Origin of the sequence: Microbacterium sp. AZCO (genome assembly GCF_039614715.1) — a bacterium.
Taxonomy (GTDB): Bacteria; Actinomycetota; Actinomycetes; order Actinomycetales; family Microbacteriaceae; genus Microbacterium.
Genome location: NZ_CP154857.1, coordinates 100295 through 113371 on the forward strand (window position 1 = coordinate 100295; position 13077 = coordinate 113371).

A 13077-nucleotide genomic window follows, 5' to 3' on the forward strand; every position below is an offset into this window, starting at 1 on the left:
CACGGCAGAGCCGCCGCCGGCAGAACCGGCCCCGCGGCATCCCCGACCGACGCAGGCTGGGGGCATGGCTGAAGAAGGCAAGATCCCGCAGTTCGGGGCCGAGGCGCGACGCGAGCTGTTCCACCAGCGCGTGCTCGTGCTCGACGGCGTCCTCGACGACGACAACGGCACCCTCATCGCGACGCAGCTGCTGGCGCTCGCGGCGGAGGACGAGGCATCCGACATCGCCCTCTGGATCCACTCGCCCGGCGGCTCGGTGCCGTCGATGCTCGCGATCCGCGACGTGATGCGGCTCATCCCCAACGACGTGGCAACCCTCGCGGTGGGCCTCGCGTGCAGCGCCGGGCAGTTCCTGCTGTCGGCCGGCACGCCGGGCAAGCGCCGAGCCCTGCCGCACGCGCGCATCCTGATGCATCAGGGCTCCGCCGGCATCGGCGGATCGGCGGGGGAGGTCGAGGTGCAGGCCGACGACCTCCGCCACATGCGTGACACGGTGCTCGGCATCATCGCGGCCGACACGGGTCAGCCGGTCGAGCGCGTCTTCGAGGACTCCCTGCACGACCGGTGGTACACGGCGCAGCAGGCCCTCGACTACGGCTTCATCGACGGCATCGTGACCGACTTCGCGCAGGTCGTCCCCCGTCGCCGGCGATCGACGGGCCTCGGTGTCGAGGCGGTGGCGGCATGAGCTCGTACACGATCCCGAACGTCGTGGCGCAGCATCCACGGGGCGACCGCATCATGGACGTCTACTCGCATCTGCTCGCGGAGCGCGTCGTCTACCTCGGCACGGGGATCGACGCGGGCGTCGCGAACGCGCTGATCGCGCAGCTGCTGCACCTCGACGCCGACAATCCCGACCGCGACATCCAGCTCTACATCAACTGCGAGGGCGGCGACCCGGCCGCGATGCTCGCGATCTACGACACGATGCAGCACGTGCGCCCGGACGTCGCGACGACGGTCGTGGGCCAGGCCATCGGCGTCGGCGCGGTCATGCTCGCCGCGGGTGCACACGGCAAGCGCGCAGTGCTGCCCCACGCGCGCGTCGTGCTGCATCAGCCCGCGGGGCAGGGGCGCGGGGCGATCCCCGACCTCATCCTGCAGGCCGACGAGCTCGTCCGGGTGCGGGGCGACGTCGAGCAGATCCTCGCGCTGCATACCGGGAAGGATGCCGCGCAGCTGCGCGCCGACACCGACCGCGACCGCGTCTTCACGGCCGCCGATGCCGTGGCGTACGGCCTGGCCGACCGTGTGCTCGAGCGGGCCGGGGCTCAGGCGGCGAGGGTGTAGGCGGCGCGGACGCCGACGACCGCGCGCTCTGCCGTGCGCAGGCGCAGGTCGTCGGCGACCGATGCGGTCAGCTCGACGAGCGTCACCTCGAGGGCCCCCGCGACGGCGGCGATCATCTCGCTCGAAGGCTCCTTGAGGCCCCGTTCGATCTCGGACAGGTACTGGGGGGAGACGCCCGCGCGCTCGGCCGTGTCCGCGAGACGCTCGCCGCGCTCGTGTCGGAGGCGGCGGAGCAGGTCGCCGAGGGCGTCGCGCCACAGGGGCTCGGGCGCGCGCGGGGCCGGCTTCTTCGTGGGCAGCGGGATGATCTCGGCCATGGCCTCACGTTAGGCCTGGGCCCGCGCGGAGTCCCAGCGCTTCCGCTCAGAGCAGAACGCCGCATGGGGGAGGATGGACCGGTGACCGACCTCCTGCCGGACGCCCGCTACCTCGTGCTCGCGAGCCGCCTGCTGCCCGACCGCGACGGCGGCTTCACGATCTCGGTGCTGCGCCGCGCGCTCGACATGGCCGCGGCCGGCGCCGCGCCGCTGCTGCTCACGATCGACCCGGGCGAGACGGCCGACCACGATGCCGATCGCGCGGAGTGGGTACGGCGCGGGCTCCTTCCCACGCCCGACGGGTTGCGCAACCTCTTCGACGATGCGCGCTCCGACCCGACGTGGCTGCGCTCGGCGGCTCTCGCCGGGCCGATTCCCGAGAGCGAGTGGCCGTACCGCCAGATCCGGGATGCCTCGGGCGCGACCGTGCTCGAGCTCCCCGTCGTGTCCGGCGACCCGGCATGGCACCTGACCGACGCGCCCGTCCGCGTGTGGGGCGACGACGGGCCCATCGGATGGCTTCCGGGCTATGGCGGGCTCTACCGGGCGTGGGTCGATGCGGTCGCGGCGGAGTCCGATGAGCCGGTCGTACTCCTGTGCGAAGCGCGTCAGGTCGGTGAGGCGCTCGTCGCCGACCGCGAGCCGGCCCTGGCGCCCGGCATCCGGATCCTGCACACGACCCACGCGTGCCATGTGCTCGCGCCCTTCGACTGGGATTCGCCGATGGATGCCGCGTGGGAGCGCTGGTTCTCCGTCGCCGATCGGTTCGACGGCGTGCTGTGGCTGACCCCGACTCAGCAGGCCGATGTCGAGCGGCGGATCGGCGACGGCATCCGCTCCGCCGTCGTGCCGCACCCCGCGCCGCAGACGCCCGCTGTCGCGCCGAGGCCGGTGCCGGGGCGCATCCTCGTGCTCAACTCCCTCATTCCGCGCAAGCGGGTCGATCACGTCGTGCGCGCGTTCGCCGCGCTGCGCGCGACGCGCCCGGAGGCCCACCTGCACATCTACGGCGACGGCGCGCAGCGAGAGGAGCTGGCCGCTCTCGCCGAGGAGCTCGGTGTCTCGGATGCCGTCGAACTCCGCGGCCACACGTCCGACCCGTCCGCTGCCTGGGCCGAGGCGGATGTCTTCGTGCTCGCCAGCACGAACGAGGGTCAGCCGCTCGTCGTGCTCGAGGCGCTCGCGGCGGGGGTGCCGGTCGTGAGCTACGACATGCCGTACGGGCCGCGGGACACGCTGGCGCGGGGCGGGGGCGTGCTCGTCCCCGACGGCGACGTCGAGGCGCTCGCGGCTGCGCTCGGCGATGTCATCGGCGACCGCGCGCTGCGCGACCGGCTCTCGTCCGAGGGGCGCGCGGCCGCGGCCGAGATGGATCCGCCGGCCTCCATGCGTGCGCTCGGCGCCGCCGTGCGCGCGGCGCTCGACGAGCCCGTGGCGCGTCCGGGGCGCTGACCCGCGTCGCGCCCTCGCGGGCCGCTGGCCTCGCGGCGCCGTCTCGGTGCGGCCACGCGCTACGGCACGGTAGCTTCTACCCGGAGGTCGCAATGGCGCAGAACACCCGGGAGCTGCTCGACGTCATCCTGGTGCACGAGGATCCGGTCGCGCGCAATCGGCTCATCACGCAGTGCTACCGCGACATCGCCGATCAACTCGCGCTCGTCGTGGGCAGGCGAGACCTCAACTGGTTCGCGTTCGGCGCGTGGGCGAGCGGCACGGCCGGAGCAGCCATCCGCGGCGAGAGCATCCCGGTCGACTTCGGCACGTCGCGCAACGTCGCGGCGGGCAACCTCGCGATCATCGCGGACGTCGCCCCGGCCGCCATGCGCTGGCTCGACGAGGTCGAGCTCGACGGCGGCCCGACGACGGACGCCCTCGAGCGGGCGCTCGCCGATCCGCTCTTCGAGCGCGCGTCCAAGCTGGCCGACGCGATCCGCTGCTATCACGATGCGGCGCTGCTGCTGCCCGATGCCGCGACAGACCCGGTCCGCGACAAGCTCGCCGCGGAGCTCATCCTCCTCGGCAACATCCGCATGGGCGAGCACGAGCAGACCGTCGTCGACGGGTTCATCGACGCCGCGATGCCGTTCGGCGGCCCGTTCGGTCTCATCACGACGCGCTTCATCGCGATCGAGACGCCCGACGGCGACATCGACGTCTGCCGCGACGTGCTCGCGCCCGCCTACCTTACCGACGAGCTGTTCCCGGCTGTGCTGCTGGAGCTCGAGCACGACGAGCTGCGCGCCGCGTGCGATGCCTTCGGGCAGTCGCGCGGCGCGGAGTCGTCGGCGTCCAACGCGCTGCGGTGGGAGGACTACGACGACCGGATGGGCTTCATCCTGACGTTCTTCCGGGCCTACCAGCGCGACGCACGGTTCTTCGACGTGCCGGCGAGGTATCTGCCTGAGCTTCTCGACGGGGCGGGGTGAACCGTGTGCACGAACTCAGCATGTTCTGACGGCGAGAGCCGGTGCAGACGGCGTGTCGCGCCCTGCCCGCACTGATCTTGAGGAGTTGGTGCACGGCGCCACCTGATCATTCGCGGCCGGGCCAGACCTTCCCCGCCCACGGGTCGTAGTCCGCCAGGAGCGGGCCCTGCTCGGGACGCTCCGCCTCGGGGACGTGCTGAAGGTTGATGCGCACGCGATACCAGAGCGAGCTCGAGCCGCGCATGCCGTCGATCATGACGTCGGCGGGGCTCAGGTGCGCGACGACGTCGGGGTGCTGCTCGTTCCAGGTCTGCAGAGCCGAGAGCGCTTCCGACTTGAGCTTCGTGCGGGCGACCTCGATGAGCGGCATGGTCGAGACGCGCCGGCCCGAGCCGTCACCGGCGCGCGGCGGCTTCTCGGCGGGGCCGAGCTCTTTTGCGAGGCCGAGCAGTCCGTCCAGCGTGCCGACGGCGTCGTCGATGCCCGCGTGCGGATCGCCGAGCTCCGCGAAGCGCGCGGGAACCGTCAGCACCGTGAACTCCTCCGGGCGGCGCGTGCGCACCTCGTCCCAGTCGAGGGGCGTCGAGACACGCGCATCCGGAAGCGGACGGATCGAATAGGCGGATGCCACCGTGCGGTCCTTCGCGTTCTGGTTGAAGTCCACGAACACGCTCTCGCCGCGCTCCTCCTTCCACCACCGGGCTGTCGCGAGTCCCGGCGCGCGGTTCTCGACCTCGCGCGCGAGGGTCTCGGCGGCAAGGCGCACGTCGCGGTAGTCCCACTGCGGGGCGATGCGCACCAGGATGTGCATGCCGCGCGAGCCGCTCGTCTTCGGCCAGCCCGTGAGACCGTAGTCGTCGAGCACCTCCCGGGCGACCATCGCGACGTCGACGATCTGCGACCAGTCGACCCCCGGCATGGGGTCGAGGTCGATCCTCAGCTCGTCGGGGTGGTCGAGGTCTTCCGCGCGCACGGGATGCGGATTGAGGTCGAGGCATCCGAGATTCACGACCCACGCGAGGCCCGCGGCATCCCGGATCACCGCCTCCTCGGCCGAGCGGCCGGACGCGTAATGCAGCGTTGCGGTCTCGATGAAGTCCGGGTGGTTCTCGTCGACGCGCTTCTGGAAGAACGGCTCGGCGTCGATGCCCTTCACGAAGCGCTTGAGCACCATCGGCCGCCCGCCCGCGCCGCGGAGGGCGCCTTCGGCGACGGCGAGGTAGTACTGCACGACGTCGAGCTTCGTGAGACCGGGCTCGGGGAAGACGATCTTGTCGGGGCTCGAGACGCGCACCTCGCGTCCCTCCACGTCGAGGAAGGTCTCTTTGCGTGCGGGGCTCACGCGCCCCACGTTACGGCGGTGATGGATGCCGCGGCCAGGCCTTGCGCCACGCGAAAAGGCCGCCCCCGGAGGGACGGCCTTCTCGTGGAACGCGAACTGCTAGTTGCTGCCGCGCAGGATCGCGAGGATGCGGAGGATCTCGATGTACAGCCAGACGACCGTCACCATGATGCCGAAGCCGCCGAGCCAGCCGAACTGGCGCGGAGCGCCGTTGCGGACGCCCTGCTGGATCTGGTCGAAGTCGAGCACGAGCGAGTACGCCGCCATGATCACGACGAGGACGCCGATGATGAGGCCGAGCGGGATGCCGAAGACCTGGACGCTGTAGATGCCGAAGGGTCCGGCGCTGTCGGGACCGCTGAATGCGCCGAACATCATCATCACGACGTTGATGAGGGCGAACACGAGGTAGCCGATCATCGCGATCATGAAGACCTTGGTCGCACGCTTCGACGCGCGTACCTTGCCGCTCGCGAAGAGGGCGAGGGTGACGCCGACGACGGCGAGCGTCGCGACCGTCGCCTGCACGACGATGCCGGGCCAGATGAACTCGAAGTACGCCGAGATGGCGCCGACGAAGACACCCTCGAACAGGGCGTAGCCGAAGATCAGCGCGGGGCGCACCTTCTTGCGCGACGTGAAGGCGACGACCATCGCGAGGACGAAGCCGACGAGGGCGCCGATCGTCCACGGCACGAACGACACGCTCGTCGCCGCGGCGGGGTCGACGGCTCCGCCGAGGGTCCACACCCAGCCGACAGCCGCGCCGACGAGGAGGACGACGAAGAGGGCGAGCGTCTTGAGGACGGTGTCCTCGACAGTCATCCGGCCGGTGTCGATCGCGTTCGCCGGCGGGGCGGCGAACGCGCCTTCGAGCTGCGCCTGGGTCGCGGCATCCACTCCCGCCTGTGCGGTCGATGCGTACTGCGTCGGCGCGCCGAACTGGGCCGCCTGCGGCCCGCCCGGGTAGGTCTTGACGGCCTTGGGGTCTTGGAAGGCCGGGTTGTTGAATGCGGGGTTTGCCGAGGCCATGCTCGATCACACTCCAGTTGTCGGTAGCAGCGAGGTGCTGTGGCCTCCACGATAACCGATAGGGTGTCGGGCCCTACCGCCCGGCGCTGAGAGACCTCTTTGAGCCTTGATGCCGCACCGCCGGCGCGGAGCGCGACGGGTACCGTGGGGGGATGCCGCGCTCTCGCCCGCTCGTCATCGGGCATCGCGGTGCGCCGGGGTATCGACCCGAGCATTCCCGGTCGTCGTACGCCCTCGCGCTCGCGATGGGCGTCGACGCGGTCGAGCCCGACGTCGTCGTCTCGCGCGACGGCGTGCTCGTCGTGCGGCACGAGAACGAGATCGGCTCGACGACGGACGTGTCGACCAGGCCAGAGTTCGCCGACCGGCGCACGACGAAGACCGTCGACGGCGAAGACCTCACGGGGTGGTTCACGGAGGACTTCACGTGGGACGAGCTCGCGACGCTGCGCTGCCGCGAGCGGCTGCCCGCGATCCGGCAGACGAGCGCGTCGTTCGACGATCAGCAGCCGGTGCTGCGCCTGCGCGACGTGCTCGACCTCGTGCGGGAGGGATCCCTCGAGCAGGGCCGCGAGATCGGCGTTGTGCTCGAGATCAAGCACGCGACCTACTTCGCCCGGGCGGGATGGGACGTCGCGGCCCTCGTGGAGGCCGAGCTGCGTGCCGCGGGCTGGGCGAACGGCGAGCTGCCGCTCGTCATCGAGTCGTTCGAGTCGACAGTCCTGACGCAGCTCAGGCAACGAGGCATCCGCGGCTCTTCCGTCTACCTGCTCGAGGCGGACGGCCGGCCGTTCGACCTCGTCGCGGCGCACGGCAAGGCTGCGCCGACCTATCAGGAGACGGCGGCCCCCGCGGGCCTCGACGCCCTCGTCGGGGTCGTCGACGGCATCAGCGTCGACAAGCGCATGATCCTCGCCCCCGACCGGCTCGGTCGCGCGTCGGGTCCGTCGCGCGTCGTCGCCGACGCGCACGAGCGCGGCCTGCAGGTCTTCACGTGGACCTGCCGCCCAGAGAACGCCTTCCTCATCGCGCAGTTCCGCGGGCGCGGCGGCCGCAGCGCGTTCGGCGATTGGGAGGGCGAGTGGTCGGTGATCCGGGATGCCGGTGTCGACGGCGTCTTCGTCGACCACGCCGACCTCGGGGTGGGCTTCTTCCGCTGACGCACTGCTCGCAGTTCTACGATGAGTGGCGTGACGTCCGGTGCGACCCGGCGCACGCGCGCTCCACGACGGAAGGCATCCGGAGGGCGGTGTCGCCCCGCATCCGACTCACCCTGACGAATGGAAGGGGGTGAGCACATGGCTGAGACCCTTCTCCGCCCCGGCGACGAGCTGACGGCGACGGTCACGGCGACGAAGCCCTTCGGCGTCTTCGTGCGCGCGGACTCAGGAGTCGACGGACTCGTCCGCGGTGCTCGCGCAGAAGTCGGCGCGAGCATCCGCATCCGAGTCGTCGAGTTCGACGACGTCGAGCACCGCTTCAGCGCCGTCGCCGTCTGATCGAACGGCTCCGAGCTGTCGGGGGGTCCGGCGCCCCTCGCGGGTGTCGGCCCCTCGACACGCTCGGGGACCTACCGCCTGCGTGCCATGAATGCCGCCCCCGGCGGGGCGGCCCGCCGACGCCGCACGGGACGCGGGTAGCGTGACGAGGGTGACGCAGGCGGGCATCGAGGCATCCCGGATCGACGAGGACCTCGTGCGCGCGCTCCTCCGCGAGCAGTTCCCGGACTGGGCGGGGCTCGCCGTGCGGGCCGTCGAGCCCGGCGGCAATGATCACCGCACCTTCCGCCTCGGCGACGAGCTGAGCGTGCGGCTGCCGAGCGCGCCGGGATATATGCCGCAGGTCGCGAAGGAGCAGGCCTGGCTGCCCCGCCTCGCACCCGCGGTCCCGCTTCCCATCCCGGTGGTGCGCGCGAAGGGGGAGGCGTGCGACATCTTCCCGGCGCCGTGGTCCGTCTACGGGTGGCTCCACGGCGAGCCGCTGGCCGCGGCATCCATCGACGATCCCGTGCGTCTCGCGGTCGACCTCGCGGGCTTCCTCGTCGCCCTGCGAGGTGTCGACCCGGCCGGCGGTCCCCGGCCCGGCCTGCACAGCGCGTATCGGGGCGCGCCCGTCGCGCACTGGGACGACGAGGTGCGCGACATCCTCAACCGCCTCGACGGTGCCGAGCGCGATCGAGCCGCGGGCACCTGGCGCGACGCGGTCGTCGCCCCGGACGCCGAGTCAGCGGCGTGGCTGCACGGCGATGTCGCCGTGAGCAATCTGCTGGTGCGCGACGGCGCACTCGCCGCGGTCATCGACTTCGGCTGCTCGGCGGTCGGCGACCCCGCGTGCGACACCGTGATCATCTGGACGCACTTCCGGGGCGCCGCCCGCGAGGCGTTCCGGCGGGAGTACGACGTCGACGAGGCCACGTGGGCGCGCGGCCGCGGGTGGGCGCTGTGGAAGGCGCTCATCATGCTCACCAACAAGCCGCCTGCGCAGCGCGCGCTCGCGCGTCACGTGCTCGACGAGCTCTTCGCGGGGGTGTGAGCCGGCTGCTCGCGCTGCGTCAGGTCGTAGGAGGGCTGGCGCGCCGCCCGCACCCACCGATAGCTGCCGGCACCCGGGATGGGGCGCACGACGGCGTCGAAGCGCAGGTCGTCGGCCCGGTCGGGTGCCTCTCGCAGCGACAGATCGGCGAAGGGATGCCATTTCCTGGCGGGTCCCGCGTGGTAGAGGCGCAGTCGCCACTCGCCGTCGCTGAGTGCCGCGTCGAGCGGCTGCCCGCCCGCGGCGAGATCCGGCGGCGTGAGCGTCCGGGCGCATACGAGCACGGGACCGGACGGCCCCCGATAGGGCACGAGCGTGCCGAGCGTCGCGCGCGCCGGTGAGCGGTGCGGCACGAGCATGAAGCGTCCGGGCACGCCGAAGCCCGTCGATGCGAGCTCGAGGTCGGCGGGGCGTCCTCCCACGTCGAGCCGCAGCGCGAGGCCGATGATGTCGGGGAAGACCGGGGGGAGTCCGATGCCCCGTGAGAGACGCGCGACGACGGGCACCGAGGCATCCCGCTCTCCGTCGATCCACACGATGCCGGAGCGCACCGGGTTTCCGAGCCACGTGATCCGGCCCTCCAGCATGCGGCCGCGCGCGTGGATGGGGCGGGGTCGTCGCACGAGAAGAAGGGTCGCGAACAGCAGGCGCAGGACTCGTCCCGCCGCGCGTGAGATCGCCATGAGCATGCGCGCAGTATCGCCACTCGCTCCGTCGAGACGGCATGGGTTGCCTCGGAGCGGCGGGCACGCTAACCGTTCCGCCCGCCGCCCCGCGGCCCCGCCGCCCCGCCGCCCAGCAGGCTCGTCAGCCGCTGACGACGTCGGTCGTCTTCGCGAGGCGCAGCCAGGTGTCGACGACGGTGTCGGGATTGAGCGAGACCGATTCGATGCCCTGCGCAACGAGCCATTCGGCCAGGTCGGGGTGGTCGCTCGGCCCCTGACCGCAGATGCCGATGTATTTGCCCTGCCGACGGCACGCCTCGATCGCGAGCGAGAGCAGCTTGAGCACGGCGGGGTCGCGCTCGTCGAACGTGTCCGCGACGAGCGAGCTGTCGCGGTCCAGGCCCAGAGTCAGCTGCGTCATGTCGTTGGAGCCGATCGAGAAGCCGTCGAAGAACTCGAGGTAGTCGTCGGCGAGGAGGGCGTTGGTGGGCACCTCGCACATCATGATGACCTTGAGGCCGTTGACGCCTCGGCGCAGCCCGTTCTCGGCGAGGAGCTCGACGACGGCGTGCCCCTCGCCCACGGTGCGGACGAACGGCACCATGACCTGCACGTTGGTGAAGCCCATCTCGTCTCGCACGTGGCGCAGCGCCTCGCACTCCATCTCGAAGCACGCGCGGAAGTCGGGGGAGATGTACCGCGAGGCGCCGCGGTACCCGATCATCGGGTTCTCCTCGTCGGGCTCGTAGCGCTCGCCGCCGATGAGGTTGGCGTACTCGTTGGACTTGAAGTCGCTCATCCGCACGATCACGGGCTCGGGCGCGAACGCGGCCGCGATCATCGCGACGCCTTCGGCGACGCGCTTGACGAAGTAATCGCGCGGAGAGTCGTACGCCGCGATGCGCTCGGCGATCTCGCCGCGCAGCTCGTCGGGGAGCGTCTCGAACTCGAGCAGCGCGCGGGGATGGATGCCGATCTGGCGGTTGATGATGAACTCGAGGCGTGCGAGCCCGACGCCCCGGTGCGGGAGACGCGAGAACGAGAAGGCCTGGTCGGGGGTGCCGACGTTCATCATGATCTTGACGGGCGCCTCGGGCATCTTGTCGAGGTGGGTCTCCTCCTCGACGAAGTCGAGCAGGCCGTCGTACACGAACCCGGTGTCGCCCTCGGCGCAGGAGACGGTCACGGGGGTGCCGTCGGTGAGGGTGCGGGTGGCGTCGCCCGTTCCGACGACGGCCGGGATGCCGAGCTCGCGGGCGATGATGGCCGCGTGGCACGTGCGCCCGCCGCGGTTCGTGACGATCGCCGCGGCGCGCTTCATGATCGGCTCCCAGTCGGGATCGGTCATGTCGGCCACGAGCACGTCGCCCGTCTGGAACGACGCCATCTGCGAGATGTCGGTGAGCACGCGCACGGGCCCCGCGCCGATGCGCTGCCCGATCGCGCGACCGGCGACGGCGACCGTGCCCCGCTCGCGCAGCCGGAAGCGGCGGATCACGTTCGCCGAGGCGCGGGAGACGACGGTCTCGGGGCGGGCCTGCAGGATGTACAGCTGCCCGTCGACGCCGTCCTTGCCCCACTCGATGTCCATCGGACGCCCGTAGTGCTCCTCGATCACGAGTGCCTGGCGGGCGAGCTCCTCGATCTCGGCATCCGTGATCGAGAACTGCGACCGGGCCAGATCGGGAACGTCGACGAACGCGGTGCTCGACCCGGCCTCGCGGCTGTCGGTGTACCGCATCGCGATCGCCTTCTCGCCGACCGAGCGCTTGAGCACGGCGGGGCGCCCCGCGCGCAGCGCGGGCTTGGAGACGTAGAACTCGTCGGGGTTCACGGCGCCCTGCACGACCGCCTCACCCAGGCCGTACGAGCTGGTCACGAACACCGCCTGGTCGAAGCCCGACTCCGTGTCGACCGTGAACATGACGCCGGACGCGCCGACGTCGGAGCGGACCATCCGCTGCACGCCGGCCGAGAGGGCGACGTCGTCGTGGGCGAAGCCGTGGTGCGCGCGGTAGGCGATCGCCCGGTCGTTGTACAGCGAGGCGTACACGGCGCGGACCGCGGCGAGCACGTTGTCGACGCCCCCGACATTGAGGAACGTCTCCTGCTGGCCGGCGAACGACGCATCGGGAAGATCCTCCGCCGTCGCCGACGAGCGCACCGCCCACGTCACGGTGTCGGGCTCGGCATCCGTCGCGACCAGGCGATCGTAGGCGGAACGGATGTCGCGCTCGAGGTCGTCGGGAAGCGGGTGCTCCTCGATCCAGGCGCGGATCTCGGTGCCCACGTGGGTGAGCCGGGTGACGTCGTCGACGTCGAGCCCCTCGATCGCGTCGCGGATGCGCCCGCGCAGATCGCCGTGCGCGAGGAAGCGGCCGTACGCCTCGGCGGTGGTCGCGAAGCCGCCGGGGACGCGCACGCCCAGCTCGGCGAGGTTCGAGACCATCTCGCCGAGCGACGCGTTCTTCCCGCCCACCTGGGGCAGGTCGGCCATGCCGAGCTCGTCGAACCAGAGGATGTTCGTCATGGGACTCTCCTTCATGTGGTGGGTCAGGGCCGGAGCCTGAGGGTCTGCAGGATCACGGCCGACATCTCCTCGACGCTTTTCGTCGAGGAGTTGAGGAACGGGACGCGGTTGCGGCGGTAGAGGTCTTCCGCGCGGCGGAGCTCGAGGGTGCACTGCGCGAGGCTCGCGTAGCGCGAGTCCGGTCGGCGCTCGTGTCGCACCTGGCTGAGTCGGAGCGGCGTCGTCGTGATGCCGAAGCACCGCGACGCGTAGGGCTCGACGAGGCGCGGGAGGCCGTCGGTGGGGAAGTCGTCGTCGGTGAGGGGGTAGTTCGCGACCAGCAGGCCGTACTGCAGCGCGAGGTACATCGTCGTCGGAGTCTTGCCGCACCTGCTCGGCGCGATGATGATGACGTCCGCGATGTCGAGCGCCCGGCTGCTCTGGCCGTCGTCGTGCTCGATCGCGTACTCCACCGCGCGCATCCGCGCGAAGTACTGCGTCGTGTCCCCGAGTGTGTGGAACTGCCCGAGCTGCTCCGACGCCGTCGTGCCGAGTGCTGCCTCGAGCTCGGTGAGGTGCCCGCCGAGCAGGTCGATGAGCGTCGCGGGCGCCGAGGCGAGCATCGCCCGGACCGCGGCATCCTTCGTCGTCGTGAACAGGATCGGGGCGAGTCCCGCCTCGGCGTCGCGCGAGATGTCCCGAACGACGTTCGCCGCTCCGTCGGGGCTGTCGACGAAGGGGATCGTGTGCCGGACGAAGGCGAACCCGGGGAAGTTCGCGAGCAGGGCATTGCCGAGCGTCTCAGCCGTGATGCCCGTGCTGTCCGAGATGAAGTACGCCGCGCGCGTGGCTTTCCCCACTCCGAGGGCTGCGGTCGTCGGCTCCATGAGTTGACGCTACGGCCAGCTCTTGGGTGGTTTGCGCCACATCAGGGGGTCAAAGATCCCAGTTCTTAACGCTG

Annotated in this window: 13 protein-coding genes; 7 read left to right on the forward strand and 6 right to left on the reverse strand. The window is 71.3% G+C overall.

Going from position 1 to position 13077, the window contains the following annotated elements; translation table 11 throughout:
• The first annotated feature begins 64 nt into the window (after positions 1-64).
• Both AAIB33_RS00500 and AAIB33_RS00505 read left to right on the forward strand, forming a co-directional pair.
• Positions 65-688: an ATP-dependent Clp protease proteolytic subunit gene (locus tag AAIB33_RS00500; RefSeq protein WP_345801609.1), complete on the forward strand. Its 624-nt coding sequence runs from the start codon at positions 65-67 to the stop codon at positions 686-688.
• Positions 685-1293 (forward strand): ATP-dependent Clp protease proteolytic subunit, encoded by a 609-nt coding sequence (locus AAIB33_RS00505; protein ID WP_345801610.1) that lies wholly within the window; start codon positions 685-687, stop codon positions 1291-1293. Before AAIB33_RS00500 ends, AAIB33_RS00505 begins: the two co-directional genes overlap by 4 nt.
• On the opposite strand, the gene AAIB33_RS00510 is transcribed toward AAIB33_RS00505, so the two are convergent.
• The gene (locus AAIB33_RS00510; protein WP_345801611.1) at positions 1275-1610 is read right to left on the reverse strand and encodes a helix-turn-helix transcriptional regulator; all 336 of its coding nucleotides are present in this window, start codon (positions 1608-1610) and stop codon (positions 1275-1277) included. The two genes, AAIB33_RS00505 and AAIB33_RS00510, sit on opposite strands and share 19 nt — an antisense overlap.
• An 81-nt stretch (positions 1611-1691) precedes the next feature.
• Between AAIB33_RS00510 and AAIB33_RS00515 the strand changes: the two genes are divergently transcribed.
• Both AAIB33_RS00515 and AAIB33_RS00520 read left to right on the forward strand, forming a co-directional pair.
• Entirely contained in the window at positions 1692-3062 is a 1371-nt protein-coding gene (locus tag AAIB33_RS00515; protein WP_345801612.1) for a glycosyltransferase, read from the forward strand.
• Positions 3063-3154: 92 nt separating this feature from the next.
• Complete coding sequence (locus tag AAIB33_RS00520; protein ID WP_345801613.1) at positions 3155-4036, forward strand: hypothetical protein; 882 nt, start codon at positions 3155-3157, stop codon at positions 4034-4036.
• A gap of 106 nt (positions 4037-4142) precedes the next feature.
• On the opposite strand, the gene ligD is transcribed toward AAIB33_RS00520, so the two are convergent.
• Positions 4143-5378 (reverse strand): non-homologous end-joining DNA ligase, encoded by a 1236-nt coding sequence (ligD, locus tag AAIB33_RS00525; RefSeq protein ID WP_345801614.1) that lies wholly within the window; start codon positions 5376-5378, stop codon positions 4143-4145.
• Positions 5379-5477: 99 nt separating this feature from the next.
• Complete coding sequence (locus tag AAIB33_RS00530) at positions 5478-6410, reverse strand: Bax inhibitor-1/YccA family protein (protein WP_345801615.1); 933 nt, start codon at positions 6408-6410, stop codon at positions 5478-5480.
• 152 nt (positions 6411-6562) lie between these two features.
• Here AAIB33_RS00530 and AAIB33_RS00535 point away from each other — a divergent pair, with 152 nt between their 5' ends.
• From AAIB33_RS00535 to AAIB33_RS00545, 3 genes are all read left to right on the forward strand, one after another.
• Positions 6563-7570 carry a glycerophosphodiester phosphodiesterase family protein gene (locus tag AAIB33_RS00535; RefSeq protein ID WP_345801616.1) on the forward strand — a complete coding sequence of 336 codons (1008 nt, stop codon included), beginning with the start codon at positions 6563-6565 and terminating at the stop codon, positions 7568-7570.
• Positions 7571-7708: 138 nt separating this feature from the next.
• Positions 7709-7909 (forward strand): S1 RNA-binding domain-containing protein, encoded by a 201-nt coding sequence (locus AAIB33_RS00540; RefSeq protein ID WP_345801617.1) that lies wholly within the window; start codon positions 7709-7711, stop codon positions 7907-7909.
• A gap of 151 nt (positions 7910-8060) precedes the next feature.
• Entirely contained in the window at positions 8061-8942 is an 882-nt protein-coding gene (locus AAIB33_RS00545) for an aminoglycoside phosphotransferase family protein (RefSeq protein WP_345801618.1), read from the forward strand.
• Here AAIB33_RS00545 and AAIB33_RS00550 read toward each other — a convergent pair.
• The 3 genes from AAIB33_RS00550 to AAIB33_RS00560 form a co-directional block, all read right to left on the reverse strand.
• Positions 8909-9625 carry a hypothetical protein gene (locus AAIB33_RS00550; RefSeq protein WP_345801619.1) on the reverse strand — a complete coding sequence of 239 codons (717 nt, stop codon included), beginning with the start codon at positions 9623-9625 and terminating at the stop codon, positions 8909-8911. The genes AAIB33_RS00545 and AAIB33_RS00550 overlap by 34 nt on opposite strands.
• Before the next feature lie 124 nt (positions 9626-9749).
• Positions 9750-12137, reverse strand: coding sequence for a phosphoenolpyruvate synthase (gene ppsA, locus AAIB33_RS00555; protein ID WP_345801620.1), 2388 nt, complete (start codon positions 12135-12137; stop codon positions 9750-9752).
• A 23-nt stretch (positions 12138-12160) separates the two neighbouring features.
• A complete protein-coding gene (locus AAIB33_RS00560) occupies positions 12161-13003 on the reverse strand; it encodes a pyruvate, water dikinase regulatory protein (RefSeq protein ID WP_345801621.1) in 843 nt (280 codons plus the stop codon).
• Between the last annotated feature and the right edge of the window lie 74 nt (positions 13004-13077).